General features: G+C 38.7%; 22 protein-coding genes. 7 read left to right on the forward strand and 15 right to left on the reverse strand.

The window, feature by feature from the left end; genetic code table 11:
• The first annotated feature begins 48 nt into the window (after positions 1-48).
• On the forward strand, positions 49-930 hold the full coding sequence (locus tag A8B79_RS04795) for a sterol desaturase family protein (protein WP_066218709.1): 882 nt from the start codon (positions 49-51) through the stop codon (positions 928-930).
• A 29-nt stretch (positions 931-959) separates the two neighbouring features.
• Here the strand turns inward: A8B79_RS04795 and A8B79_RS04800 are convergent, their stop codons facing one another.
• The 4 genes from A8B79_RS04800 to A8B79_RS04815 all read right to left on the reverse strand — a co-directional run bounded on the left by A8B79_RS04800 (position 960) and on the right by A8B79_RS04815 (position 4,282).
• Positions 960-1,382: a PIN domain-containing protein gene (locus tag A8B79_RS04800; RefSeq protein ID WP_066218712.1), complete on the reverse strand. Its 423-nt coding sequence runs from the start codon at positions 1,380-1,382 to the stop codon at positions 960-962.
• Complete coding sequence (locus A8B79_RS04805) at positions 1,372-1,590, reverse strand: hypothetical protein (RefSeq protein ID WP_066218717.1); 219 nt, start codon at positions 1,588-1,590, stop codon at positions 1,372-1,374. The genes A8B79_RS04800 and A8B79_RS04805 overlap by 11 nt, the downstream gene beginning before the upstream one ends.
• A gap of 158 nt (positions 1,591-1,748) precedes the next feature.
• Positions 1,749-3,479 carry a sodium:solute symporter gene (locus A8B79_RS04810; protein WP_066218720.1) on the reverse strand — a complete coding sequence of 577 codons (1,731 nt, stop codon included), beginning with the start codon at positions 3,477-3,479 and terminating at the stop codon, positions 1,749-1,751.
• A gap of 143 nt (positions 3,480-3,622) precedes the next feature.
• Positions 3,623-4,282, reverse strand: a complete 660-nt coding sequence (locus A8B79_RS04815; RefSeq protein WP_066218724.1) for a WbqC family protein — start codon at positions 4,280-4,282, stop codon at positions 3,623-3,625.
• 167 nt (positions 4,283-4,449) lie between these two features.
• Here A8B79_RS04815 and gltX point away from each other — a divergent pair, with 167 nt between their 5' ends.
• The gene (gltX, locus tag A8B79_RS04820; RefSeq protein WP_066218727.1) at positions 4,450-5,931 is read left to right on the forward strand and encodes a glutamate--tRNA ligase; all 1,482 of its coding nucleotides are present in this window, start codon (positions 4,450-4,452) and stop codon (positions 5,929-5,931) included.
• 342 nt (positions 5,932-6,273) lie between these two features.
• Here the strand turns inward: gltX and A8B79_RS04825 are convergent, their stop codons facing one another.
• Complete coding sequence (locus A8B79_RS04825; protein WP_066218730.1) at positions 6,274-8,013, reverse strand: M14 family metallopeptidase; 1,740 nt, start codon at positions 8,011-8,013, stop codon at positions 6,274-6,276.
• Between the two features lie 7 nt (positions 8,014-8,020).
• Positions 8,021-9,670, reverse strand: coding sequence for a M14 family metallopeptidase (locus A8B79_RS04830; RefSeq protein WP_082894061.1), 1,650 nt, complete (start codon positions 9,668-9,670; stop codon positions 8,021-8,023).
• A 192-nt stretch (positions 9,671-9,862) separates the two neighbouring features.
• Between A8B79_RS04830 and A8B79_RS04835 the strand changes: the two genes are divergently transcribed.
• Complete coding sequence (locus A8B79_RS04835; protein ID WP_066218733.1) at positions 9,863-11,242, forward strand: D-alanyl-D-alanine carboxypeptidase/D-alanyl-D-alanine-endopeptidase; 1,380 nt, start codon at positions 9,863-9,865, stop codon at positions 11,240-11,242.
• On the opposite strand, the gene nhaC is transcribed toward A8B79_RS04835, so the two are convergent.
• Both nhaC and A8B79_RS04845 read right to left on the reverse strand, forming a co-directional pair.
• Positions 11,239-12,696 (reverse strand): Na+/H+ antiporter NhaC, encoded by a 1,458-nt coding sequence (gene nhaC, locus A8B79_RS04840; protein ID WP_066218736.1) that lies wholly within the window; start codon positions 12,694-12,696, stop codon positions 11,239-11,241. The genes A8B79_RS04835 and nhaC overlap by 4 nt on opposite strands.
• Before the next feature lie 65 nt (positions 12,697-12,761).
• Positions 12,762-13,535 carry an NRDE family protein gene (locus A8B79_RS04845; RefSeq protein ID WP_066218740.1) on the reverse strand — a complete coding sequence of 258 codons (774 nt, stop codon included), beginning with the start codon at positions 13,533-13,535 and terminating at the stop codon, positions 12,762-12,764.
• Between the two features lie 188 nt (positions 13,536-13,723).
• On the opposite strand from A8B79_RS04845, the gene A8B79_RS04850 reads away from it, so the two are divergent.
• Genes A8B79_RS04850 through A8B79_RS04860 form a run of 3 tightly spaced genes read left to right on the forward strand, consistent with a single transcriptional unit; the run spans position 13,724 to position 17,449 of the window.
• Positions 13,724-16,246, forward strand: a complete 2,523-nt coding sequence (locus tag A8B79_RS04850; RefSeq protein WP_161485137.1) for a PP2C family protein-serine/threonine phosphatase — start codon at positions 13,724-13,726, stop codon at positions 16,244-16,246.
• A 16-nt stretch (positions 16,247-16,262) separates the two neighbouring features.
• Positions 16,263-16,790: a thioredoxin family protein gene (locus A8B79_RS04855; protein ID WP_066218744.1), complete on the forward strand. Its 528-nt coding sequence runs from the start codon at positions 16,263-16,265 to the stop codon at positions 16,788-16,790.
• Positions 16,791-16,792: 2 nt separating this feature from the next.
• The gene (locus A8B79_RS04860) at positions 16,793-17,449 is read left to right on the forward strand and encodes a metal-dependent transcriptional regulator (RefSeq protein ID WP_066218746.1); all 657 of its coding nucleotides are present in this window, start codon (positions 16,793-16,795) and stop codon (positions 17,447-17,449) included.
• A gap of 28 nt (positions 17,450-17,477) precedes the next feature.
• On the opposite strand, the gene A8B79_RS04865 is transcribed toward A8B79_RS04860, so the two are convergent.
• From A8B79_RS04865 to A8B79_RS04880, 4 genes are all read right to left on the reverse strand, one after another.
• Positions 17,478-18,005: a peroxiredoxin family protein gene (locus A8B79_RS04865; RefSeq protein ID WP_066218751.1), complete on the reverse strand. Its 528-nt coding sequence runs from the start codon at positions 18,003-18,005 to the stop codon at positions 17,478-17,480.
• A gap of 12 nt (positions 18,006-18,017) precedes the next feature.
• Positions 18,018-19,538, reverse strand: coding sequence for a DUF6029 family protein (locus A8B79_RS04870; protein WP_066218754.1), 1,521 nt, complete (start codon positions 19,536-19,538; stop codon positions 18,018-18,020).
• Entirely contained in the window at positions 19,535-20,014 is a 480-nt protein-coding gene (locus tag A8B79_RS04875) for a TlpA family protein disulfide reductase (protein WP_066218757.1), read from the reverse strand. Before A8B79_RS04875 ends, A8B79_RS04870 begins: the two co-directional genes overlap by 4 nt.
• Before the next feature lie 145 nt (positions 20,015-20,159).
• Positions 20,160-21,218 (reverse strand): PD40 domain-containing protein, encoded by a 1,059-nt coding sequence (locus A8B79_RS04880; protein ID WP_066218760.1) that lies wholly within the window; start codon positions 21,216-21,218, stop codon positions 20,160-20,162.
• 138 nt (positions 21,219-21,356) lie between these two features.
• Here A8B79_RS04880 and A8B79_RS04885 point away from each other — a divergent pair, with 138 nt between their 5' ends.
• On the forward strand, positions 21,357-21,788 hold the full coding sequence (locus A8B79_RS04885; protein ID WP_066218763.1) for a hypothetical protein: 432 nt from the start codon (positions 21,357-21,359) through the stop codon (positions 21,786-21,788).
• A gap of 60 nt (positions 21,789-21,848) precedes the next feature.
• On the opposite strand, the gene A8B79_RS04890 is transcribed toward A8B79_RS04885, so the two are convergent.
• Genes A8B79_RS04890 through A8B79_RS04900 form a run of 3 tightly spaced genes read right to left on the reverse strand, consistent with a single transcriptional unit; the run spans position 21,849 to position 26,793 of the window.
• Positions 21,849-24,326, reverse strand: a complete 2,478-nt coding sequence (locus tag A8B79_RS04890; protein ID WP_066218766.1) for a TonB-dependent receptor domain-containing protein — start codon at positions 24,324-24,326, stop codon at positions 21,849-21,851.
• Entirely contained in the window at positions 24,307-25,677 is a 1,371-nt protein-coding gene (locus A8B79_RS04895; RefSeq protein ID WP_066218769.1) for an HTTM domain-containing protein, read from the reverse strand. Before A8B79_RS04895 ends, A8B79_RS04890 begins: the two co-directional genes overlap by 20 nt.
• A gap of 3 nt (positions 25,678-25,680) precedes the next feature.
• Complete coding sequence (locus A8B79_RS04900; RefSeq protein ID WP_066218771.1) at positions 25,681-26,793, reverse strand: imelysin family protein; 1,113 nt, start codon at positions 26,791-26,793, stop codon at positions 25,681-25,683.
• Positions 26,794-26,829: the final 36 nt, after the last annotated feature.

Genomic DNA, 26,829 nt, shown 5'->3' on the forward strand with positions numbered 1-26,829 from the left:
TGAGTTTTATAGATTAAGTGCCGTTCTTTAATAAAAAAGTAAATAGTTATGGAACTATTCGTTGAATTTTTTGAAAATATCCCGACGGCATTTAGGGCAGGATTATTGGTTGGAGGTATTTTTCTGTTCTGGATCATTGAAGGAGTATTTCCACTTTTCGAATTCGGATATAAGAAAGTTCGTCATGCCGGGATAAATTTATTTCTGAATGGTTTGTTTCTAGCTATCGGACTTGCTTTTGCAGGGTTGCTGGTGTGGTCGTCTGATCTGGTGACGACTGAAGGTTTTGGAGTTCTTCAATGGATCGAAATGCCGCTATGGGCTCAGGCAACTGTAGGAGTTCTGCTACTCGATTTCTTTGGAGCTTATCTGATCCACTGGATAGAGCACAAAGTGGTTTTTATGTGGAGATTTCATTTGGTTCATCACAGCGATACTACCGTTGATGTTACCACAGGTTTACGTCATCATCCCGGAGAAGCAGTTTTCAGAATGGTATTTACGATCTTAGGAGTAATTTTGGTCGGTGCCCCGATCTGGATCATCTTTTTGTATCAAAGTATTTCGGCACTATTTGCACATCTTACACATGCTAACATCAATATGCCTAGAAAGATCGATCGTGCGTTATCATGGATTTTCATTACTCCGTTGATGCATAAAGTTCATCATCACTACACACAGCCTTTAACAGACACCAATTACGGAAATATTTTCTCTATTTGGGATCGCCTGCTCGGCACGTTCGCTCAGGTTGATGAAATGACTGAGCTGAAATATGGAATTGATACTCATATGGATCCCAAAGAAAATGATAATCTTGGGAATTTGTTAAAGATCCCGTTTCAGCAATATCGCCCGCCGGTAGGTTCTAAGTTTGGAGAGGAAGAAGGTGATGCCACGGAATCACAAAAACTCGGAAAAGAGTGAAAGAGAAAACCTTTCAGCTTATATTCTAGTCACACAAATGGATTGATAATCTGGACTGAGTAAATTTTTTGTTTATGTTGCAAATCTTCGGAGTAAAGGGTGGAGCAACCGGCTTCAAGTGCAGCGGCAATAATTAAAGAATCGTAGAATGAATATTTCCAACGCTCAGCAATATTTATGGCTGAATAAATTAACTCTTTGTTGGGATTTACGTCCCAAATTAAGGCAAGTGATCGATCTATAAACAGCTGACAATCACTCCACTTTATCGGAGATTTGAATTTTTTTGTTGCAACGTTCACAAATTCCTGAATAACTTGATAGCTTATTGAGGCTGTATTATTAGATACTCCTTTGATAATCAGCTCTTTTGCAATCTTTTGTTTATTTAGATCTTCGTTTTCATATGCATATACGATGATATTAGTATCAAGAAAGTATCTATCGCTCATTCATTTCATCTCTTGTGAACTTGCCACCTGAATTTACATAACTTAAATCTTCCATAAGCTGTTCAAATTCTTTTCGATAGTCATTTTCTGATGCATATCTTTTCAACCAATCTCTGAATTGTTGATTGAGCGTTGTTTTTTCTTTAGCCGCTTTTAACCGGGCTTTTTCGATGAGCTTTTCGTCAGCGCTGAATGTGATATTCTTCATAATACACGAGTTTAGTGTACACGAATATAGTGTATAATTTCAAAATTAGCTACTTCATGGTTTTAGAATGATCCCATGCAAATAGGTTCTAAGTTTTCTGAAGAAGAAAATGATGCCACTAAATCACAAAAACACTAAGGCTATAAATTTTTTGTGATTTAGTGTTTCCGTGGCCAGATCAAACTAACTCCAATCCCAACTATAACAACCACAAAAGCGCCCAGCGGATTTAACCACAAAAACTCAATGGCTTTGGAATATCCTTCCGGAGTTTGTGACCACGGAAAGAAAAAAGAATAATCATGTGTTGCAGCATTATAGAAAAGTCGATCAAATGTAAATACAGAGGCCATTCCTGAGAGAAGTCCGATCAACGCTCCATTTCCATTTGCTTTCTTTACCCAAAGCAGGAGAATAAATACACCGAGAATAGAACCATAAAAATAGCTTCCTATTTGATTGATCAACTCGATAATAGAACGTGTTTCACCGAGAACTAGTGCTGAGCCTGTGGCTATCACTCCCCATAATACAGTAACCGAACGGGAAGATTTTAAGAAGTGCAACTCACCCGGATCATCGGGTCGGAGTCGTTTGTACCAATCCACAATAGAGACGGTAGTGAGGGCATTCAATTCTGAATCAATGGAACTCATAGCTGCTGCGAAAATTCCGGCTACGATCAGACCAACCAAACCAATTGGAATGTATTTTAAAATGAAATAAGGGAAGATGTAATTGGTGTCGTTTACATCAGCCTGACGAATTTCTGCTTGCAGAGCCAGTTCTTTTTGTCTGGCGGTATTCAGATCAGCATCTGCTTCAAGGAATGCTTGCTGAGAAATCATATCTCGATTTTTTGCAGCTTCTACTGCTAATCTCTGTCGATTTTCACGAGCTTCTAAATATTGTTGTTCAATGATCTGCTCACGATCCATCTGCTCTTCAGTTTGGGCAACAGGATCGGTAGCCCGGAAAGAAATTGGGGCATCATTGAAAATGAAGAACACATACAGCATCACACCCAATAACAAAATAAAGAATTGCATAGGTACTTTTGCATAAGCTGAAAGCAACAGAGATTTCTTCGCTTCTTTCGTATCAGAAGTAGTTAAATATCGTTGAACTTGAGTTTGATCCGTTCCGAAATAAGAGAGCATCAGAAACAGAGCCGCAAAAACACCACTCCATACATTATACTTTTCGCTGAGATCAAAATTCAGATCCAGAGCGGTAAGTTTATCCAGACTTCCGGCGAGGTAAAGGGCGTCCCCAAAACCAACATCTTCCGGGAGGTTAGCCATCACTATAAAAAAGCAGAAGACAAGGCCGAACATCATCACAGCCATTTGCTTGATGTCGGTTGTAATTACACCCGCAACTCCACCGTACATGGTATAAATGGTTGCGATCAAACCTATTATAAGAATGGTTGCAGTAAGTGGAAGATTCAATAAAAGAGCCAATACATAACTTGGAGCAGCAATTACAGCTCCTAAAGCTAATCCTCGGGAAATCAAAAATAATCCACTGGTGGTAAGTCGTGTTTTTAGACCAAAACGTTCTTCCAAAACTTCATAAGCGGTAAAGGCTTTCATCTTGCTGAAGAAAGGAACCAGAAATAAACAGATCAGGATCATTGCAAAAGGAATAGCCAGATACACCTGAACAAATCGCATGTCTTCTACATAAGCAATTCCGGTAGTTCCTATAAAAGTAATTGCAGAAGCCTGAGTGGCCATGATGGAAAGTCCGGCTGCCCACCAAGGCATGCTTCGTCCGGCAAGTAAAAATCCTTCGATGTTTTCCGCATCTTTACCGCGTCGGGTTCCATCCCAAATGGTATACAACAAAAAAAGTGAGAGTACTGCCCAGTCTATCCAATGCATATCAGGAAGGCAGATTAAAGGTGGACGTGAACCAGAAGAATAGAAGAATGAACACAATCCCTGTTATAAAAACAGCAGCGTAGATCTTGGTCCAGTTGGTGGTTGATTTTTCTTCTTTCATGACGGATGATAGGGATTGGACATTACAATTTCTCTAAAATTCTGAAACTCTCGACACCTTTATTCAAGAGCAGATCCAGAACAGAACAACCAGAAACAAATCCGGGATAAGCCTGATCGTACGCCGGATGCTTTTCAAGAGCTACTTGAGCTTGCTTAGTTTGACGTTGATAGTTTTTGGATTGATGCTCCAGATACAAAACTTCAGCAGATAACTTTTTCTTAGTCTCATCAGGGAAAGTGCTGTAACCGGAAACTTTACTAGCAAGCTTATACTTAATATCGATTTCCATATAGCGAAGTAATCGCTCAAAAAAATAAAGATTGAACTCCATCAAATATTCAAATTCGAACGCTTGTTGAATGTCATGATAGAGCTCATCTTCAAAATGATCGAAGTAAGTAGCGTTTCTGTAATTATGAAGGATCGCATTCCAAAACGGATCTAACCATTGTTGATCATGATCTAGTCGCACATCTTTGATAGCTTTTTTCCGATCTTCTGAAACTACAGGAAGGTTGATCCACTGAGAGTCCTCTTCATTTCTGATTTCTGCCCGATGCGTTCTCCCTTTACGGGACCATTTTTCCACATCTGTAAAGATAATCCGATCTGCTTTCAACATCGAAGCCAGGTCATAGAGATTAGGAGCAAATTGGGGAGTAAGAATTGTCAGAATCATAATTTTATAGAGCTATAACACCATAACACTTTAGCACAAAAGGTAAGTGTTAAGGTGCTAAAGTGTTATAGTCGCTCTAATAAAATGAATGCCTGATTCTGAACCTTATTATTCCTTATCTTTAATGCTCAAAAATAATAGAATTCATCAAAATTTAGTTAGAAAATATGAGCGTTCGCGTACGTTTTGCTCCATCACCAACAGGATTTCTTCACATCGGCGGTCTCCGCACAGCATTATATAATTATCTGTTTGCCAAACATCATGGCGGAACTTTTGTTCTTAGAATTGAAGACACCGATCAATCTCGTTATGTAGAAGATGCCGAACAGGATATTATCGATTCTTTGGAATGGGCCGGGATGACGATCGATGAGGGTCCTACCAATCCCGGAGAAGTTGGTCCGTATCGACAGAGCGAGCGTAAGGAAATGTATCACAAATATGCCAAGCAGTTGATCGAAAGTGGTCATGCTTATTACGCCTTTGATACAACTGAAGAGATCGATCAGATGAGAGAGCGATTAAAAGCTTCCGGAAATCCATCTCCAAGCTACGATTCTATCACACGTCAGTCGATGAAAAACAGTTTGACACTTCCTCAGGATGAAGTTGAGAAAAAGCTGGAAAACGGTGATGATTATGTGATCCGTTTAAAAGTACCAAGAAGAGAAACCGTAAAGTTTGAAGATCTTATTCGCGGAGTGGTTTCTTTTGAAACAGCCGGATTAGATGATCAGGTTTTGATGAAGTCGGACGGGATGCCAACCTATCATTTAGCGAATGTTGTGGATGATCATACAATGAATATCACACATGTGATTCGTGGAGAAGAATGGTTGAGTTCAGCTCCAAAGCATATGTTGTTATACAATGCTTTTGGATGGGAGCCGCCAACAATGGCACATCTGCCTTTAATAATGAGTCCAAGCGGTGGAAAGCTTTCCAAAAGAAAAGCAGAAAGCGAAGGGATTCCTGTAAATACAAAAGATTATATAGCCGGAAACTACGAGCCGGAAGCGCTGATCAATTTCTTAGCATATTTGGGATGGAGTCCGGGCGATGATTCTGAAATCCACGACATGAAAGAATTGTGCGAACTGTTTACGCTCGATCGAGTGAGCAAAGGCGGCGCGGTATTCAACTACAAGAAGTTGATGTGGTATAACGAACACTACATTCGTGAGACTTCAATTGCTGACTTGCTTCCAAGAGTCAAAGAACTGGCTGAAGATGCAGGTTTTGATACAAAGGATGACGAGTATTTAGAAACCGTAGTAGGTTTACTGCACGAACGTGTTTCCAAAGTAGATGAATTTGTAGAAATGGGATCGTTTTTCTTTGAAGCTCCGAAAGAATATGATGAAAAAGCACTGAAGAAATGGAAAGACGATAGTGCCGGATTAGTAACTGCATACAAAGAAAAAGTTGAAGCTTTATCTGATGCTGAGTTTGAAGCAGCTACTCTGAAATCCAAGCTGGAAGAAACAATTTCAGAACATGAGGTTGGTTTTGGAAAGTTGATGATGCCACTTCGAATTGCGGTAACGGGACAAGGTTTTGGACCGGACTTGTTTGCTTCTTTAGAGCTTCTTGGAAAAGAAGAAGTTTTGGATAGGATTGATGTAGCTTTGGAGAAGTTGGGGTAGTTAGTTAGGTCATCCTGAACTTGTTTCAGGATCTTACGCCATGGCTCTATTTTTTCAATTGATGTGAATAGTCTTTGTTCAAATTTATTGCGGCTATCTAAGAATTTGGTCTCTACAAAGATCCCGAAACAAGTTCGGGATGACGTATTTATTTCGTTTAATATTTTCATGCACTTGAGAAGAAAAATCACCCTAAAGAACACTTCCGAAGGATCTGCACGACAACGAGCTTAGCAGATTCTTAGCTATCGCTCAGAATGACTATACAAAGAAATAACTATCGTAAACAAAAAAAGGCTCCCGATCGATGATCAAGAGCCTTTAAAATATTCAGAAATCTAATTACTTCTTCTTAGTAACAACACCACCTTTTTGACTGTCTACTTTTACCGTATAATTGTTTCCACCGCTGATGATCCAACGAACAGTAACAGAACTCATTCCGGGAATATTAGCTACTTCAATTCGCTCGGGTCTGAATTTCTGTTCGGTAGTTTGATTCAGATCTCGGTTCGTAACGATCATTCCTGCTTCTACGGTCGCTCCTTCAATGCTGATGATATCCGGTGGCATGATGTTGTTGTTTACATCTATACTTGCGTGAGTTGGCATCAATCTGCTGTTGGTTACTACGGCAGTTACTTCTCTTAAACCACCACCAAGATTCTTTTCAGAGATCTCATCGATGGTAAGCTTTGGAGTGTGATAAGCATGGTATATCGTGAATGCCATATTTCTGTGGGCACCTTGTTCCAGCAAGAATCCCGGATGAGCACGACCAAAGTTTTTCTTGAATCCACCGATCTCGATCTTTCCATACTGTGGATGATCATATTCCGTCCATTCCTGCATAGCATCACCGAAAAGTAAATACTTGTTGAACTCATAAGAATCTGTAGCTGAGCGGTCGTTGCTTTGGAACATCTCGTAGCTGGTCCACAGCTCATTGGAATACGTGAAGACTCCACGAACGCCATAAAACCAATCTAGCTCTCCGCCAAATACATCATACAGATCATCATAAACAACTAAATATCTGTAGCCGGGAATTAAGCGTTCGCCCATTTCACCGATGGCATCATAAACCTGAACATCCTGGCGATTGTATGTACTGATGTCTTCTGCTACGCCGGGACCACGAAGGATCATTCCGCCTGAGTTATGATAACTTTGAGCAGCAGCAATGTTTGGTCGCTCCATTACGAAATCCATAACGGCTCTCGTTTCAGGAAGAGAGAATGGATATTTATGCGCTCCGCCCTGAATGTGGTTTGGTTGCCAGTTCCAGCCCCAGTCACGGTTAGGATCGTAATAACCAACGCGATCTTCGTTGATTCTTCCATCATTATCGTTATCGATTCCTTCAGAACCCAGATATTCGTAATCACCGAATTCATCATCAGGAACACGAACCATCATATTTGGATAAGTAGGATGAGCTCTGAAATTTCCACGAGGATTTTTACGACGCATTTGAGTGATGCTTCCGTTTCCATCAAGATCGTCAGGTTGATCTTCATCTACAAGTCCGTCACCGTCATCATCAATTGGTTTCAGACCTGATCGAGGGGAGCTTCCTGTGTTTGGCTCCGTCATATAATGCTCGCGCGCATCAGGATTGATGGTGGGCACTATATAGAATGTTTTGTCATTTAATAATTCGGTTATAAACTTCACATCTCCGAAAGACTCTGTTAAATACCAAGCGGTATACAATGACATTTCCGTTCCCTGAATTTCATTCGAGTGGATATTTCCATCGATATAAATCGCAGGCTTTCTGTCCGGATCTCCTTTTTTGAAGTTAGATACCGTCAGCATCCAAATGTCTTTACCTTCATAAGACTTACCAATGGAAGTTCTCTTAGCAAGATCAGGATAAGCTTTTGCGATACGCTCTGTGAGTTCACTAATTCCCTGATAATTGTAATAGTGATTCCAGGTTGCTTCCACTTTTGGATTAGAAGGTGTTCCTGCGGCAGGGAATACGCCGTCAGTAAGTTGAGCTTTTGCTGTGTTTGAAGTCATTATCATCAAACCAAAAACAAAAGCCGTAAGTAGGGTATATCTAAATTTTTTCATGATTCTGTTACTTAATGGTTTGTTCTTTGGTTGAAAATCCTGTCATCGGTGAGCCGGATGTAATAGTAACTTTTCCGGAACCTCGAATTAACCAGGTTTTGGTTACGGAACCATCTGCCGGAATTGAACGATCAAAATCCTGAATATCGCCACTAATCAGACTCATGTTGTTCCCAAGTTTGATCTGAGTCATAACTCTTCGAACCCAGTTATTTCGCTGACCCAATAGTGATGCAGTTGGGAAGCTTCCACCGTTATAAACGTCAACGGTAATACGGGTAAGATTTTTTCCAGCGCTTTCTGATTTGAAGTTCACTAGTTCAACCATTGGTTTCATAGAAGCAATTTCCATGATGAAATCAGTGTGACTTTCAGCTAATGAATCCAGAATGTTTGCAGGAGGCGTCATCAAAGTAAATGGCTTGATTCCACCCACTTCCACTTTTTGATTCGGAAAATCAGGATGATCGACCTCTGTCCATTCAACAAAAACATCCTGTCCCTCGGCTTCTGCCCAAGCTAAATGTTTTGCATGATCATTATCGAATTTCTGAGCTTTCCCGTCCTCATCTTTTACTTCGGGAGTCCACCAACCCGGAGTGCTGAAACTGAATCTGCCGTAGTGGTAATAAGCCCATTGGAAGAGATCTCCTTGCTGTGGTTCACCTGAAGGCGCTTTACCAAGATTGGTTTTATCGTTATAAAGATCAGAAACCATTTTATTAACGGTGATGTCATCAGATAACCATCCTGAAACTACTCGTTTAGAAGCAGCTCCTCTGTTAAACTTAAGCGGATCAGACAGATTGTTCTCCGGTCCGAAAGAGATAACAGCGAAAGTATTTCGTGCTTCTTCAAACAGAAAGTCTAGTACTCCACGAGTTTCATTTTCTGATACAGGATTTTCACTTGATCCGGGTTTGAAATAAGGGAAGTCATAGGAGAAGTTTTGATTGATGTTTACTCCACCTTCGCCATCTTCGTTGAATTTGCCATCTTCATCGTTATCTCGGCCTTCAGTAAACATTTTATAAGACCCTTTTTCACCGTTGTCAGCGTCAGCTTTTACCATAACCCGAGGATCATCTTTGTGCATGGTCCAGCTGCCGGTTTTGTCAGCTACGCGCATCATGGTAATAAAATTATCTCCGTTCAGGTCATCAAAACCGTCTTCATCATAAAATCCATCACGGTCGGCATCAGTTGAAGTCATGTTGCCGTCACGCTCATATTTCAGTTTGTCGAAATACTGAATAGCAGCATCAGGATTGATCTGAGGAAATACATAGAATGTTGTTGATGCTAAAAGTGCTTTTGTTTCTTCTGTATCTGCAGAAGATAAAAGTTGCTCAGCAAATCGAAGTGTGAGTTCAGTACCTAAGATATGTGAGGCTTTTGAACCACCAATTACAGCTATTCCGGGATGATTTTTCACATCTCCTGAGCCAATGGTAAGTAACCAAACATCTTTGCCGCCTTTTGTTTTAGCAACAGATGTCAGTTCCGTTATATTTTTGTTGGCGTTATTTAATGCCGTCATTTTATTCGTCAGTTCTGAATAAGAACTGTACCCTGTTTGGGCTTGAGCTGATGCCGGTATAAAAAATAAACCAACAAGCATTGTAAAGCTCAAAACCCGGACTGATATTTTCATCATGTAAATCCGTTTAGTTTTTTTGATGTAAGAAAGTCCTCACTTAAAAAAGCATTTCAAAATTACAGCTGTAAAAAGATTATAAGCTGAATGGAAAAAGTTATTATTTCACAATCACAATAAGCACAAATGGCAATTAAGTGTGATATCTTTTATTGTAACTCACTCTTATAAATATTTAAGCAGACGAATTTTATGAAGAAATATATTCTGGGATCATTGTTGGTTTTGGTAAGCTGTACATCAGTAGAAAAAGTAGCTGAAAAAGAAATTTCAGACAATGAAACAAAAGACCTTGGTAAAACAGAGCAATTAGCTCAGATCTTTGAAGATTCAGACACATTCAGAAAAACCATAACCGGGTTTATGCTATTCGATCCGGAAGGAGATTCTACGATCTATGCTGAAAATGAAAACAAGTATATGATACCGGCTTCCAATACAAAGCTTTTTACTTACTATGCAGGGTTGAATGTATTGGGAGATCGAATTCCTGCTTTGAAGTATACAATTAAAGGAGACTCATTGATCTTTTGGGGAACAGGAGATCCTTCTTTTCTTCATCCCGATTTTGGAACAGATGATGTTTACAATTTCCTGAGTTCATTTGAGGGAAACCTGTATTTCTCGGATAGTAATTTTAATGACGAAAATCTTGGTCCCGGATGGTCATGGGCAGATTACAATTCTTATTATTCAGCCGAGAAAAGTCCGTTTCCAATTTATGGCAATGTTGCCAGAGTTACGATTGAGCACATCGAAGAATACCATCTTGCCAAAGAGAACGGGGAATATCTGATCAATCCAAAGATCTTTAATAAATATATCGATGATGGAGTCTTAAGCGATAACGGTAGATTTGTACTCGAAAGAGATAGGGTTGGTAATGAATTTGAGTATGCGTTTACTTCAGATACAAGCAGATATCAGACCGACAAACCCTTTCATTATTCACCACAGCTGATCGTGGAATTACTTTCAGATACGTTGAAGAAGAGAGTAGAATATCTGCCAAAAGCCAAGCTTCCTTCAGATCACGAAATGATCTACAGTATAGAGTCCGATTCGCTGTACAAAAAAATGCTTCTTCCCAGCGATAATTTGTTAGCAGAGCAGATCATGTTGATGATATCAGGAGTGGTTGGGGATGAATTGAACAGTTCTGCAGGGATCCGATATGTGAAAGATAATTTCTTAAGTGATCTGCCTGATGGAGCTAACTGGAGAGATGGCTCAGGTCTATCCAGATATAACCTGTTCACTCCAAGAAGTATGGTTGCTCTTTTAGAAAAGCTTGATGAAAAAGTAGAAGAAACTCAGCTTTTAGATGCTCTTCCTCAAGGTGGTAAACAAGGCACGATCAGAAGATTGTACGCTAACAAAGATGGCGGAGAACCCTATGTGTTTGCTAAAACGGGAACACTAAGCAATAACCATTGTCTGAGCGGTTATGTGATCACAAAATCAGGCAAAAAACTCATCTTCAGTTTTATGAATAATAACTATGTGATCTCAACCAGTGAAGTACAAGCTCAAATGGATGAGATCCTTTGGTTTATATATGAGAATTACTAAGCGTCTTGTGGTTTTGCGTCTTTCAGCATTCTCAGCTTGATCTTAAATACTCCATATATCACAGTCATAAACGGACTGATAAGGTTGAAGAAAGCAAATGGCAGATAAGTAAAAGTGTCCACACCAAGTACTTTGGAATGATAAGCTCCGCAGGTATTCCAGGGAATTAAAGCAGAGGTAACGGTTCCGGAATCTTCCAGTGTTCTGCTTAAATTTTCAGGAGCTAATCCTTTCTCTTTAAATACATCCGCATACATTCGTCCCGGAACTACAATGGCAAGATATTGATCGGACGCTGTAATATTGAAGAATACACAAGTTCCTGCCGTTGTGGCTATTAAAGCACCGGCAGAGTTAATTCCACTGATAACGCCTTCAGCAATTCGTTTAAGCATTCCACTGCGTTCCATCACTCCACCAAAGATCATCGCAGATAGAATCAACCAAACCGTTCCAAGCATTCCGTGCATTCCACCCGAGCTTAAAAGACCGTCCACGATTTCATTATCTGTAGTAAAACTGATGTCTCCATACATGGAAGTCATAATTCCGACGAAGCCTTTTTCCCAAGTTCCTTCACCAAACTGAGCCACTTCCTGAACTAAATTGGGTTGGAAGATCAATGCAAATACAGCTCCGAGTAAAGCACCCACAGAAATTGCAGGAATAGCGGGCATTTTCTTAGAAATTAAAACTACCATAATTATCGGTACTAGAAACAACCAAAAATTGATCTCAAATTTGCCGGAAATAGCATCCAGAATAACTTGAGTTTCTTCGATTTCAATATTTCCACCTTTTATAAATCCAAGAATTAGAAAGATCACTAAAGCAATAGAGATCGATGGAATGGTGGTATATGCCATATATCGAATGTGCGTAAATAGATCTGTTCCGGCCATTGCAGGGGCAAGATTAGTTGTATCAGAAAGAGGAGACATTTTATCACCGAAATATGCACCTGATATGATTGCACCGGCTACCATACCAACCGGTATCTTTAATACCGTTCCAATTGCGACTAAAGCTATACCAACGGTTGCGGATGTGGTCCATGATGATCCTGTTGCTACTGAGACAATTGCACAAACTACACAGGCTGCAACCAAGAAAATAGAAGGATTCAGGATCTGTAATCCGTAATAGATCATAGCAGGAATAATTCCGCTTAATAACCATGTTCCTGCAAGAGATCCTATCAGCAATAAAATGATCATTGATGACATAGCAGAACTGATGCTGTCAACAATTCCTTGTCTGATCTCAGCCCATTTAATACCCAAACCAAGAGCTACAAGCGAAGCAACTCCGGCAGAAAGCATTAAAATAATTTGATTGGAACCGTCAAGAGAAGCGTCTCCGTAAATACGAACATTGATGAATAACGCGACGATCAAAAAGATGATCGGAATAAACGATTGAAGAAGTGTCGGTCGGTCGTATTTATAGGTCATAGTAAAAGTAAAAGTTGATTCTTAAACTGAGTAAAACATAAAGTGGTGTGAATAAACGTCGATTTTTAACTAAAAACCAGTTTAAAAGTATTTTCATCAATAATTTCACTTGTGCTTGAATCATATCTGCGTTCCGTAAATTCAGCATTGCCATCATAATCCACTAAAAGTAGGGTGGAACATAAGGTTCCGTAATTGTCTGTTTTTATGAATATCGACGAAACAGCTTTTTCCCATTCATAAGGAATTCCTGTAGATGGCAACTTATCATCCGGAGCGGTTTTGCTGTTTGTCAGAATATTAAAAAGATCTTCTTTTGAAAAATCTTCCTTAGCAGTGACTTCTGTCAATGCTTTTTTTGCATGGTCTAATTTTGGCCAATTCGTATCCAAAAGAGCATTACTTACTCCATGAATTCCGGGTTTTACTTCCTTGATCAAGTTGTTTTCATTCGAGAAATGAAACACTGAATCTTTATTTCCGATCAGTAGATTGAACCCATTATACTCCTCAGCTTTTCTCTGAATTTCTTGTAAATATTCTTGTTCACTTAACCCTGATTTGAAAAAATCTAACACCAAATCACCTCTTGTAGGTGCACTATCTTTGATATTCGAAGGGTCTCTGTAGTTTGTGAGTGCTCCCCATTTTCCTGTTCTGGAAACTCCCATCCAGGTTCCATTGGCTTTCAGATCTTTACCCGCGAGTATGTTCGGGAGACCTTCTTCAGTCCAAAACTGTGCTTTTCTAGTCGGTCTCTGATAAAATTCATCTCTGTTTGCCGCTACTATTAATTTGTAGCGAGGATGAGTTTTATATGAGAATGCAATCAAACACATAGAAATTGAAACAAATTTGGTTTTATAATTCGAATGAATCTAAGCATATTCCTGCAACCATTTCGAAATTTTGCGTATAGTTCAAAATGTTTTCTGAATCAAATAATCACTTTAGGGATTTACTTTTATTAATAGTCGGGTGTTTAGGAGCTGTTTGGTTTTACTACAGCTATCCGAATCTGGACTCAATGTCTACTATTAAAAATAGTGTGTCAAAAGAAGCTGTTATCTCAAAAAGTGATTCAATAATTACTTCCTGGCAGGTTTATTCTGATAACACACTTCCTCGTATTGAAATGGAGTCATATCGGGGGATCATAGATTCTCTTCAACACAAATTTGGGAAAAAAGGATTTAAAGAATTAGTGGACAAAGCTGAGTCCAGAAATTTTCCTTTATTCTACTGGGATATTGATAATTATCTGAAAGAGGATTTTTATAATGATGGATCCCGATTTTCTTCAGCTTCACTTACACCTTCGGGAGAAATTTTTTCGTATTCAATGGGTAGTGACGCTATTCTAAAAGCGCGACCGTATAATAACAGCACGATCCGTCAGGCGCTGGGATTGAATTTCGAAACAACAGTTGAAAATAAAGCAATTCAGGATTCGCTTCTAAGTGAGCTTCTTAGATTTCAATCTGTAACGGAAGAGGATTACAGAAGCTACGGACAGATCAGGAAATTTTCTGAGATGCTCGGTGCTGAGATTCCTGAAGACGGTGATTTATTTACACAGGATGAAATTTGGAATGGAGTTTCGGGATATTTGAGTGGTACCTATTGGAAAAATTATTCCTTCCGAAGAGATTCTTTAGAATTTCAACAGTCTCAGGGACTACGCTTTGTGAGGTTGTTTTTAACTTCCCGAGATTCTGTTTTAGGATTTCTTCCAAAACTTCAAGTAGATCTGTTACCTGCCGGTGGAATAAAGGCCATTACATTTGATATGGCTGACATTGATATTCCTTCACGTCCGTATTCTGATATTATGGATGTTATTATCCAGTTTACATTTTTGTGCCTGGGTATATGGCTGATCTCGATCTTTTATCTCAGAATTAAAGCAAAAGCGATAGATACACAACCTGCTTTTGTGATTTCAGTATTAGCAGGGTTTATGTTCTCTGCCACACAGTTTCTCAGATATGCTAATGAACTGGAATTCAGCAGCGAAGCAATTTTGAATGCATCTTTACCGGATCGCTTGTTTATAACAGGAATTCTGGGAGCCATCTCAGCTGTTTTATTCTTTATTTTGACATCCATCAGTGATTCAGTTACTCGTCAGTATTGGCCCGAGAAGCTTAAAGCATGGGATCTTGCAAGAAGAGGATTTTTCAAAAATAAGCCGGTAGGTCGTTCAGCTATTTTATCAATTTGTATTGCCGGAATGTTAGCCGGACTTTGGGCAGTATTAGTTCAGGTTTTCCCCGGAACTCATATTACTGCTGATGTAAGGTTGCAGTCATCCAATTTCGCATTTCCATCCATTGCAGTATTGATGGAGAACTTATTGGGAAGTTTACTCGTGGTTATTTCTTTATTGATGATACTTGGAAATCAGCTTTACGCGATAACCAAAGCCAAATGGCTTATTCCTGTTCTGAGTGGGTTCATTTTTGCATTGTTTTTGGAATTCTTTATTTCCTTAGATGTTCATCCGTTCAATTATTCGCTGGTCATAAATTTTGTAATTGGGGCAGCTTTTGGCGCTTTTTACATCAGGTATGGATTTTTGACGATGGTATTATCATTATTCATATTTGTCGGGATTTTTACAACCAGAGCCGGATGGTTAATGCCCAATTCTCCTGATGAGAATTTGTTCTATATATTTACAACACTGGTATTTGGGATCTTTGTTCTGGGTTTTTATTTCGTAGCCAAAGGAAGCGAAAAGAAAGATTTGCCTGATTACGTTCCTACTTATATTGAAGACCAGGCAAAGGAACAGCGCCTGGATCAGGAGCTGGAAATTGCCCAAGCTGTTCAAAAGACATTTTTACCATCAAGAGTAGAGCAGTTGCCCGGAATCGATATAGCAGGAATTTGTGAACCTGCACAGGAAACGGGTGGAGATTATTATGATATGATTTCACTTGGTAAGAACAGGATGGCTATAGCGATTGGTGATGTAAGCGGAAAAGGGATTCAAGCTGCTTTTTATATGACTTTTGTAAAAGGAGTGTTGCATAGTTTAAGCGCTCTCATTTTATCTCCTCTGGAACTTTTAAATCAACTTAACCGGCTATTCAAGGAAAACGCTACGCGAGGTACTTTTGTGTCCATGATCTATGGAATATTGGAAGCCGATAAGAGAGAGCTTACTTTTGCCCGGGCCGGCCATAATCCGATGCTGATTGTAAGAGCTAATGGGGACACGGATTGGCTGATGTCTAAAGGGATTGGTATCGGGGTAACCAGTAGTTTATTATTCATGAAAGGAACTGAGGAAGCTGTACTTAAGCTGAATGAGGGAGACGTTGCCGTTCTATATACAGATGGCATTACCGAAATGATGAACATCAGCAATCAATTTTATGGAGAAGAAAGACTGGAAAGAGTTGTAAAAGGAGTACGAAAAGGTGCATCGAGTAGCATTCTGAATATAATAATCAGCGATGTAAAAGAGTTTAAAGGTGTAGCAAAACAGCACGATGACATGACACTGGTTGTTATAAAAGCTGATTCATCTGTAAACAAATAGTTTCGTATATTTAGGCATGATATTTTTAAGACTAACAATACCGTTATTGCTGGCACTTTTAAGCGTTAGCACAACTCTCGCTCAGGAATCCTTAGTGGATTCAGGAGTAGAATGGCAAACACTCGAAGAAGCACAAAAAAAAGCTAAAGAAACAGGGAAAAAGGTACTCGTTTTTGGATATGCTGATTGGTGTACCTATTGCATGAAAATGAGAAAAGAGACCTATCCTGAAGATAATGTACAGAAATCGCTCACTGACGATTTTATTCCGGTTCAGATCAATGGAGAATCTGAGGAAGAAATAGTATTCAATGGAAAAACGTACAAATCGTACGAGTTGGCCAGATATTTGAGATTGACATCTTATCCAACACATTACTTTTTAAATTCGGACGGAAAAATAATTGGTGCCCAGCCGGGATTTTTACCGGCAGAAGTATTTTCTCCTCTTATGAATTATGTGTCAGAGGACCTTTTCGGAAAAGTACCTTTTCTGGATTACATGGAAAAGAAAGGAATAAAGCTAGAAAAAGAACAAGATTAAGCATGAGTCTAAGCCAGTCGGTAGAGGATTATCTGAAAGCAATTTATCTATTGGAAATAGATGGAGTTGTAGCAACTACTAATAATATAGCTGAATCACTCTCTGTTTCTTCTGCTTCAGTAACCAATATGTTTAAGAAATTGGCTAAGCTTCAACTTATCAATCATAAATCTTATCGTGGAGCGGAACTTACAGAAGCGGGAGAAAAGATCGCCCTTGAAGTTATTCGTCATCACAGATTACTGGAGCTATACCTTAAAGAAATGATGGGTTATTCATGGGATCAGGTACATGATGAAGCTGAAAAGCTAGAACATCACATTTCAGAACAGTTTGAAGATAAGATCGCTGAGTTGTTAAATGATCCTACTCATGATCCTCATGGAGATCCAATTCCATCAAAAGAAGGAGTTGTACCCGAAATGGCATCGTTGGCTATTACTGATGCTGATGAAAATGAATCCTATATAATTGGAAGAGTAAGAGATCAAGATCCTGAATTATTGAGGTTTCTGGAGAAAAGCGGAATTATTCCGGGGGTTAAAGTTACTATTTTGGAAAAAACTCCGTTTGATGGACCTGTGAAGATCAAACTGGAAGACAAAGAAACCACCATCGGCAATTCTGTTGCAAAAGATGTTTTTCTGGTAGAAAAGTAGTGACTACACAGTTTGTGAAAAAACTAAATCAAAGTCCTTCCAATTCTTCTTCTATTACTTCAACTACTTTGTCTGCATCTTGATTGACGAATTGAGTGCCTTGGTATGCAATCTTTCCTTCTGCAGATATAACAACCGATCTGTCATAAGATGACGCGTTTCCATAATAATCTACCAGACTTTGACGGGCATTAAGCAAAAGAGTATATGTGATACCGGTAGCTTCTTTAAAATTTTGAACGGCTCCGGCGCTTGTATTCCAAGTATCTAAACCCAGTGCGACAAAATTTTGGTCGTCTTTAAATTCAGCATAGATCGTGTTTTCGGTAACAGGACCGTTATCCCGGCAATGAGGACAATTCGCTCCAAAGAAAAAGATGTAAACCACTTTTCCTTTCAAACCCGAAAGGGATACCTGATTTCCATCCAAAGAAGTTAAAGTGAAATTCGGTGCGTCTTTACCTTCGTCTTCGCCTACAACCTCTGAAGAAGGAGTTTCAGCACAGTTCAGTGTAAAGATCAGAAGTAAAAAGAAAGTAATAGTTGGTAACTTCATGGTATTATTTGATTAAAATCTTGTTGTTATTCTTAGTTCAGCGCCTTCGAAGTCAAGAATCTCGTAGCATATTCCGGATGTACATGCCGGTCCACCTCTTCTTTTACCTACGAATAACGTCACCGAATTGGATGTATTAACTCTGTAAAGAGAATTAAATCCCAGCCAGGTTCTAGTATCAGTTTCTATTTCAGGGAAGGTATTAGGATTGTCTGTTAAGCCCGGTTCCGTAGTTGCTTCAAATACAGCACTAATATTGAAAGCGGAAGTAAATCCAAAAGACAGAGAAGCAAAGTAGTTTTCTATTTTATCTGAACTGTTAAACTCATTATATGTCTGATATTGAAGATCAATAATGACGTTTCGGGAGTTGCCGAAACTCTTATCGGATATTAGTCCAAGCGAAATTCTGTTGTCTTGTCCTTCTCGTTCATCAGTAGCAAAATCAATAAAAGACTTAAGCGATAATTTATCACTGAATTTATATAACCCCTCCAGAAAATATTCTCGGTATTCCTTTTTGTTAAACACATTATTTACTGTGTACGCGTAATTAGCTACTAAAGAATGACCGTCTTCAAATGAGTAAAAAGCCTCTGCCTGAACACCCTTTTCACTTGAAGTATTTGGGACATGTGTACTTCGGTTCAAAACGGGATAGGTGTGTTCTTTTATAAGCGACGGCGGATCATTGAAGCCGGATGATTCCAAGCGAAAATTGTTGTAATTCTTATACTCAAGACTCACTCCAAATGAGCCTTTGAAATAATTTAATCCGGAATAGAGGGCATAACTTTGATTATTTTTAAAAGAGAAAAGATCGGATTCGGTGCTAAAAGCATACTCGCCAAAAAGTTGAAAGTTAGCAGGTAATTGTATGTTAGTCATGAGCGAAGCAAATTCTTCATAATTAGAAGAATTTGGAGTATTTACTCTCATTACTGCAGCGCCTAAAGACAAATTTTCGGTAGGAAAGAAGTTAGCTTGAAAAGCTTCCAGCAAATCTGGTCTTCTTAAAGAATCGGGCTTAAAATTAGGGGGAAGATCATTTTGTAAAGGTTCGGCTCTTAGTGCTTTTATTTCAACCCAATCCAGACTGGCATCGAAAGCAATTCCTTCCAGATCTCTGAAAAATGCATATCTGGTTCTGTAAAAATCACTTTCAAAAACAGATCCGGGAATATCGTAGCTCCTTAATAATAATCCCGAACCAATGGTTTCATAAAAATTACCAAGCCGAATCCTGAAATTATCATCCTGATACTGGAATCTTTTCTGAGTAAGCTGGAAATAATTACGCTCAGCATGTGGAGACAAAAATTGTTCTGCTTTGCCAAATAAACTGAATTTTCCTGAATCGTAATATAGATTTAATTGATTGTAAGAAGTGGAAAGGTCTGTATCTTCTTCAAACGGAAGATTCCCAAGTTGAAATTCAAATGTGTTGGTTCCATAAAGTTGACCAACCGCAGACGCCCATGGGGTTATCAGAACAAAAAAAGTGAGAGCTAATATTTTTTGAAGGCTCTTCATTCTTCTAAAAGCTCAAGAATCTTATTTTTGATCTCAACTTCTTCTCCTGATTTATACCCTTCATGGAAGTAGATGATCTCGTTGTCAGAGTTTACAATTAACAGAGAAGGAACAGCCCGAACACCCAGCCTTCCCATGACGGAGCTTTCAGAATCTCTGAGAACAGGATATTCAACACCAAGAGATTTGATGAATGGTTTTACTTTGGCTTTATTTCTGGGTCCGTCAATTGAAATTCCTATGAACTGAACCTGAGTATCATCAAATTCTTCATCCATTTTAACAAACTCAGGGATGGATTTAACACAAGGTTTACACCATGTAGCCCAAAAATCAATAACCGTAAGATTGTCTCCTTTAACCTGATTATAGCTGACCGTTCGCCCATCCAGATTTTTTAAACGGAAATTGGGTACTTCATTTTTGGAATGTTCGAATCCACCAAAAAGCAGTGACAGAAGTAATAAATATTTCATGATACTCTGTTTTACTTAAAAAATGCACAATACGTACAATAAAGGTATCACGAAAATATAAAATCGGGAAAGGCTTAAGATATTAGACATAAGATGTAAGATGGTTTTAACAAAAGTCTTACTTCTTATGTCTTACATCTATACTCTACTTCACCCAGTCAGCTATAAACACATTTGTAGATCGGTCGCCGCCATTGAATCGGTTTGATGAGAAAACCAGTTTCTTCCCATCATGAGAAAACATAGGAAATGAATCGAAAGTATCATCAAAAGTAACTTGTTCAAGCCCGGATCCATCAGGGTTGATCATAAACAGATTAAACGGAAAACCTCTGGTTGAATTATGATTAGATGAGAATATTATTTTTTCTCCGGAAGGATGGAAAAAAGGAGCCCAGTTAGCGTTCCCTAGATCTGTGATCTGACGCATATTGGTTCCATCAACATTTACGAGGAATAATTCCATATCCGTAGGTTCAACCAATCCTTCAGCAAGAAGAGAAGTGTACTTTTCAACTTCGGCTTCTGTCTTTGGTCGTGATGCTCTGAATATCAATTCTGTTCCATTCGGAGAAAAGAAAGCACCGCCATCGTAACCAAGTTCATCAGTGATCTGAACAACATTAGATCCGTCAACGTCCATTATAAATAATTCCAGATCTCCGGTTCTCATTGAAGTGAAAACAATTTTGCTTCCATCCGGAGAAACGGTTGCTTCAGCGTCATAACCCGGTGTAGTGGTTAGAGTATCAATGATCTCACCGTCTAGATTAGCTCTGAAAATATCATAACCTTCATAGATCGGCCAAACATACGCTCCACCGGGTCCTCGTTCAGGAACTTCAGGACAAGCGATATCGTCCAGATGTGTAGAACCATAAACAATGGTTTCATCCGGTAAGAAATATGAACAAGTAGTTCTGCCCAGCCCTGTACTTATGATCGGAGCTTCAAATCCGGGTTCATTTTCTTCAGCATCCATATAAAAGATCTGATCACATTCGGTGTCCCATTCAGGGTTATTAGCTTGAAAAACCAACTTGGTATTATCGTAGCTCCAGTAAGCTTCAGCGTTATCTCCGCCAAAAGTGAGTTGTTTAATATTTTTTAAATGAGTCTCTTTTTCATATCTGAGAGCGTCATTTTTTTCAGATGTACAGTTTAGTAGTAAAAGTGTTAATAGAACCGGGTAAATAAACTTCATAGTATAATTTGATAAAAAATTTCAGCCCCAAAAATACCACAAAAAAAGATAGAAAATGAAGTTTATAAATATTAAAGATCGGAACGTTTTCTGTTGTTGACTATAGAAACTAGTAACAATATTAACTAACAGAATACAATGAAGAATTCAAGAGTTTTATTAATGATCACATTAGTAGCATTAACTTTTGCTGCATGTTCAGAAAAATCAAAAACAGAAGCCGAAAAAGCAGGCGATCAGATCGAAAATACTGCAAAAGCGATAGGTAATGATTTTAAGGAAAAAAAGAATCAGTTTATTGCGGAAGCAGAAGATGAGATTGAGGAAATCAATAAGAAAATTGATGATATAGACAAAGAAGTCAAAGAAGATTCTGAAGAAGTAGAAGAAGAAACTAGAAAAGCATTAGATAAGCTGAAAAAAGAAAAAGAGGAGCTGCATAATGAAATTGCTGACCTTGAAGATGCGACCAAAGAAAATTGGGAACGTCTTACCGCAAGTATAGAAGATGGTTTTGATGACCTGAAAAGAGGTTACAACAGCTTGCTGGAAGACATGAAAACAAGCTAAGTCTTGTTAAAGAATAATCCACTAAAAAAGCCCTTTCTAGCAGAGGGCTTTTTTTATGCATCAGATTTTTATCTGAAGAGTTACATAAAACGTTCTTGGGGGAGAAGGGATAATTCCCGGCCCGGGATAACCGGTCGCTCGTCTTGTAAAGTAAGATGAATTTAGAATATTGTTTACTCCTGATTCCAGAGAGAGCTGTTTATGTGACCATGACATAGAAAGATCGAGTACATCATATGCAGGAATTTCACCCTTAATTCCACTTTGGTTATCTCTTACATTCTGTAATGCATTTGATGCATCTGTAAACTGTTTGGAAATGTAAGTGTACTGAACGGATCCCAACAGGTTCTTAAATCCAAAATTAACGCCTGTTTTAAGATTTAGAGTCGGAACAAATTCAACTTCATTTCCCTTAATTCCTGCAATTTCAGAATTCAAATATTCGGATTGGGTAACAGCAGTATTGGCAAAAATGGTAAGTTTTCTATTTGTTGATGTTGTATTAAAAACCGAGAATAGATCGATTTCGATCAGGCTTTCCAGACCGTACATAAAAGCTTCTCCGATATTTCCACGAAATCGGACAATTCTACCGGTTTCTTCCTGCTCTCCATCAGCATTGGTTCGGGTTTCTGCCCGGAGCACCTCACCTAAACGGTTTTTATACAGCAATCCAAAAACGCCGACATCGTAAGAAATAACATCCCCGATTTTACCACGGATTCCAAAGTCTGACGAAAAACCACTTTCATCTGTGATATTCGGATCAACCTGAAAACTGGGGTTTATGATTCTGATATCGTTAAAAGTAACTGAGCGATAGTTCTGAGAAAAATTTCCGTAGAGATCAGTATTTAAGTCAGGCTGATAACTGAGTCCGATCCCAAGCAATACAAAATTTCGTTCAAAAGTTTTCTCTTCTTCAAAGGTTTGGTTTTGAATAGGATTTCCCGCCAGATCGAAATTCACCCGTTTATAAGAACCTTCACTTTGGGTTTTGATATACTCAAAACGAAAGCCGGGAGTGATAGAAAAATTATCTTTCACATAAAAAATGTGTTCTCCAAACAAAGCAAAGTTCTGATTAGGGAAGGTGAAATCAGATTGTCTCGGGTAATTCGGGAACTCTTCATCAGCTAAAGTAAAATCAGCTGCACTCGAGGCAGTTCCCGGTCCTTGAATAGAAGAATTTTTCGATTGATAATATTTCGAACCGATAAGAAAGACCGCATTTTTACTGCCTAATTTATATCGCTGCAGAAAACGGGTTTCCACTCCCCAGTTATTGAAATCACCTAAGATCAGATCGCGTGGTTCGTTGGGATCATCTTGCTGAGAAACTCTGTTTGTTCTGAAACCAACTGATTTTCTGGAAGCATTTAATCCGAATGCAGTCATACTCAAACGGCTTTGATAGGTGAATCGATGATCTAGTTTCAAAGACGCCAATTTCCAATCAACCTCAAACCAGTTTCTTTCTCTGTTGCTGAATTCCGGATCATCGTAAAATTGAGCATCCGTAAGCCCGCCGGGTTGTTGAGCCAGATATCCCAGATAGGTGAAATCAGCGCTAAGTGATGTTTTATCAGACAATGCATACTCAGTAAACAAATAGACGTTGTCAGATTTAAACTCAGAATTTGGACGGAAACTGTTTCCATTTTTATAGTTGTAATATCCCAGATAGCCGAGTTTCTTGTAAGTGCCGCTCACACTGTTATGGGAAGTAAAAAGAGCATTTGAACCGATGGACTGACGGGTTGTAAATTCAGCAACTTTGTCTTCAACCGGTGATTTCATTCTGAAATTAACCAAACCACCAAATTGTGTTCCGTACTGCAAGGAAGCCGCTCCTCGGATGATCTGAATTTCTTCGAGCGCTTCGGCGGGAGGAGTGTAATAACTTTCCGGATAACCCAAAACGTCAGCACTTATATCATATCCATTTTGTCGGATATTGAAGTTGGAAGATCTGTTAGGATCCAGACCGCGTCCTCCGATATTTAGCTGTAATCCGGCGTCATCCGACTCAAAAATATTTAAACCGGAAACCTGGCTGTAAATTTGCCGCGCATTATTTGAAGAAGTGTTTACTGTCATTTGGCTTAGGTCAACAACTTCATTCTTTTTACCGGCATAAATAGAAGTTCCTTCCACTTCACGAAGTCGTTTTATAGAAAAGATCTGTTCCCTTTGGTTTACAACAGCAACTTCAGAAAGTTCACCGGAAAGTTTGCTTAACTGTATATTCAGGACTTCGTTTTCAGATCCTAATTGTATTACTCTGTTTGTGATCTCATACCCTAAAGCAAAAAAGAACAAATTGTATTTTCCATAGGATAGATTCTGAATCTGAAAATATCCTTCTTCATTCGGTTCATAGGATTCCCCGGAATTCTCCTCAAAAATAGCCACTTTCGACAAGGGTTCACCAGTCGCGTTATCTGTTATATATCCCGAAATAGAATACTGACTAAATGCAGGAACACAGATAAAGCAAAATATTACGAATAAGCTAAAGTCCTTTAATCTCATCGTTGAAAGGAAGTATCCATTTTTTTGGTTTTAAATTTCTTTTAATTGTTGTGAGATCGATTTCAGGATCAATGAACGACGCACTTCTTCTGCCATTCAGAGCAACAAAACTCTCAACATAGATTTCAGGATCTTCGATTCCCTGATTCTGATAATGCTGTTCCAGATGATGAGCATATTCAAGAATGAAATCAGGCTGTGTTGACATCTGTTTTTCCTGAAAGCGAGTCAAAAACTTAGTGTTATCTACATAAAATCTTTTCTGCGTCTCGGGATCAACAACTTTGAAATTTGCATATCCTGCTTTTTCAATTAGCATTACCCGCCATGAAAATCTGTAACCCTCTTCAGTCCAGAATAATTCTCCGGAATACAGCAAATACCTGAATGGAAATAAGAGTTGAAAAAGGAAGAATACCCCTACAATACTGAGACTGAATTTCTTGGATATTGGGCTCTCAAATGAATATCGCTCTGAGTTGTTAAAAGCATCTAAATCTATTTTGAAGAATGTGGAAACCCGTTCAAGAATTCGGATGTGTAATCCGGCATCAAAAAAGATTAACGCGCTTATGATCATGATGTAAGGAAACATTCCTATTGGGAACAGAATCCGGGTTAGAATGTGAAAGATCACAACAAGTACAAAAGCGAAGGTTCTGGTTCGTTTGACCAGAAGTAAAAAAGGAATAGACAGATCATAAAGAGCGCCTCCCCATGCAAAAGCAAAATGAACCCATGATTGTTGCAACAGCTCCCCGAGTAATGGAATGGAGTATTTTGCAGGAAGCCAGATCTTTAAAGGCATTGCCTGAAAAAGCCAGTCGGAGTTCAATTTTGCTAATCCTGCATAGAAGTAAACAATAAACAGAAGCAGTTTTATAACATCGATTGTCCAGCTTGGTATAAACTCAGCTTTAAGTTTTGGGTTTCTGGCAGCATCAACTGAGAAATATGTACTAGCCGGTAGAAAAATCATCAAAAAACTGAGAATGCTGATGAAATAATAGTGATTCAGATAGGTGGTTTTGTCCATCAGTTCTATAAAAGTAAAACTGAGGAAAAAAGTAATGATGGCAAATCGGTACTTGAAACCCAGTGAAATAAAAATGGCAGATAGCCCACAAACAGCAAAAATTAAATAGGTCCATTCACCGGGAGGTTGAACCCATTCAAATCCATAATAGGAAAAGAAGAAATCCGGCTCGATATACAGTTTTTGTATCCATCCGTTTAACGCAAACCGAACAATGCTTATAAGCATTAACAGGCCGAAAAAAACACGAAAAACCGCTAAAGGAGCGGCTTTCGAGTAAGAATTAAGATATGTGCTAATTGAAGTTTTATTCAAAGATCAATCACCGTCAGCATCCACGTAGTCTACATTAATATTTAATGCCTGAAGCATATCAACTTTCAGGAGAATGACATTTTTTTGGAGCTCATCGTATGTTTGCAGCATTAAAGAATTATCGGTCTCAACCTGAGCAACAAAACTTGAATTCAGATTTTGAGCTTTTGTTCGACTTTCTTCGAATTGTTGATTGATAAGCTGAGTCAGATCTGTGCCGTTTTTTATGGTATTCAGAAAATCCAGATAATCACTTAGGCTAAGTCCTGAAGTTCCTGAATTAAAATGTTTTCCGTTAAAGAAGTTCTGAGTTGCAGTTAACGACTCCAGAAAGAGTTCTTTCGAGAATTCTTCGCTATAAAAGCCTTCCACATTTTGAGGAAGTGGGGTTCCGGAAAAAACACCGGCAGGAATTCCGATCTTACCTGCGCGGAGATTCTTTTCGTAGTAAAAGATAAAGTCATTCACCATCATGTCGATGGAGGAATTTGCTCCGTTTCCTGAGTTGTTTACAAATTCATCTCTGAATCCTGAGTTCCAGTCATTTAATACTATATCGGTAAGAGAATCTATTCTGGTTACCAAATCCACTACATAATTTCGGTAATCAGAAGAGTTTTTTCCTGAGTTATAAAAAGAGAGTATTTCAGCATCGTTGCCGGCCAGTCCGTAAAGTAAATAATCAAGAGTTGGAAAACCCTGTTGATCAATCTCAGAAGGTAATTTTAGGTTGTAGTTGCCCTGATTGATGTTTTCATTTACTTCTGCAGTATCGACCGGGTAAATGTTTAGATTGTTTCGGTACCGGATCTCCATTGTTTTTGAGGTTTCAAACATGGATACATGTTGTAAAGCAATATATCCGGCTTTCCATTGATCACGAAGTGCTTCTAAAGCTTGTTGATCAGGATTTTCTGCAAAGTTATTACCGGCAGTTTTGAGGGATTCTGTCTTTTCTGAAAAGTCAGTTAAAGCAGGAATAATGATATTATCAGCCCAGTTTTCAAGTATTGCTTTTCGATCAAAATCGTTAGGGTCAGGTCCTGATGGATTCGTTTCTGTACAACTTGAAATTAGAAGTGAAACTGATAAAAAAAGAAAGAGATAACGTTTCATATAAAAATAAAAAAGCTGCTAATAATTGTATTAGCA

It is taken from the genome of Balneola sp. EhC07 (assembly GCF_001650905.1).
Taxonomy (GTDB): Bacteria; Bacteroidota; Rhodothermia; order Balneolales; family Balneolaceae; genus Balneola.

Coding starts and splice junctions, on each gene's coding strand:
- A8B79_RS04795 (WP_066218709.1), top strand. CDS start 49: ATGGAACTATTCGTTGAATTTTTTGAAAATATCCCGACGGCATTTAGG.
- A8B79_RS04800 (WP_066218712.1), bottom strand. CDS start 1,382: ATGAGCGATAGATACTTTCTTGATACTAATATCATCGTATATGCATAT.
- A8B79_RS04805 (WP_066218717.1), bottom strand. CDS start 1,590: ATGAAGAATATCACATTCAGCGCTGACGAAAAGCTCATCGAAAAAGCC.
- A8B79_RS04810 (WP_066218720.1), bottom strand. CDS start 3,479: ATGCATTGGATAGACTGGGCAGTACTCTCACTTTTTTTGTTGTATACC.
- A8B79_RS04815 (WP_066218724.1), bottom strand. CDS start 4,282: ATGATTCTGACAATTCTTACTCCCCAATTTGCTCCTAATCTCTATGAC.
- gltX (WP_066218727.1), top strand. CDS start 4,450: ATGAGCGTTCGCGTACGTTTTGCTCCATCACCAACAGGATTTCTTCAC.
- A8B79_RS04825 (WP_066218730.1), bottom strand. CDS start 8,013: ATGAAAAAATTTAGATATACCCTACTTACGGCTTTTGTTTTTGGTTTG.
- A8B79_RS04830 (WP_082894061.1), bottom strand. CDS start 9,670: ATGATGAAAATATCAGTCCGGGTTTTGAGCTTTACAATGCTTGTTGGT.
- A8B79_RS04835 (WP_066218733.1), top strand. CDS start 9,863: ATGAAGAAATATATTCTGGGATCATTGTTGGTTTTGGTAAGCTGTACA.
- nhaC (WP_066218736.1), bottom strand. CDS start 12,696: ATGACCTATAAATACGACCGACCGACACTTCTTCAATCGTTTATTCCG.
- A8B79_RS04845 (WP_066218740.1), bottom strand. CDS start 13,535: ATGTGTTTGATTGCATTCTCATATAAAACTCATCCTCGCTACAAATTA.
- A8B79_RS04850 (WP_161485137.1), top strand. CDS start 13,724: ATGTCTACTATTAAAAATAGTGTGTCAAAAGAAGCTGTTATCTCAAAA.
- A8B79_RS04855 (WP_066218744.1), top strand. CDS start 16,263: ATGATATTTTTAAGACTAACAATACCGTTATTGCTGGCACTTTTAAGC.
- A8B79_RS04860 (WP_066218746.1), top strand. CDS start 16,793: ATGAGTCTAAGCCAGTCGGTAGAGGATTATCTGAAAGCAATTTATCTA.
- A8B79_RS04865 (WP_066218751.1), bottom strand. CDS start 18,005: ATGAAGTTACCAACTATTACTTTCTTTTTACTTCTGATCTTTACACTG.
- A8B79_RS04870 (WP_066218754.1), bottom strand. CDS start 19,538: ATGAAGAGCCTTCAAAAAATATTAGCTCTCACTTTTTTTGTTCTGATA.
- A8B79_RS04875 (WP_066218757.1), bottom strand. CDS start 20,014: ATGAAATATTTATTACTTCTGTCACTGCTTTTTGGTGGATTCGAACAT.
- A8B79_RS04880 (WP_066218760.1), bottom strand. CDS start 21,218: ATGAAGTTTATTTACCCGGTTCTATTAACACTTTTACTACTAAACTGT.
- A8B79_RS04885 (WP_066218763.1), top strand. CDS start 21,357: ATGAAGAATTCAAGAGTTTTATTAATGATCACATTAGTAGCATTAACT.
- A8B79_RS04890 (WP_066218766.1), bottom strand. CDS start 24,326: ATGAGATTAAAGGACTTTAGCTTATTCGTAATATTTTGCTTTATCTGT.
- A8B79_RS04900 (WP_066218771.1), bottom strand. CDS start 26,793: ATGAAACGTTATCTCTTTCTTTTTTTATCAGTTTCACTTCTAATTTCA.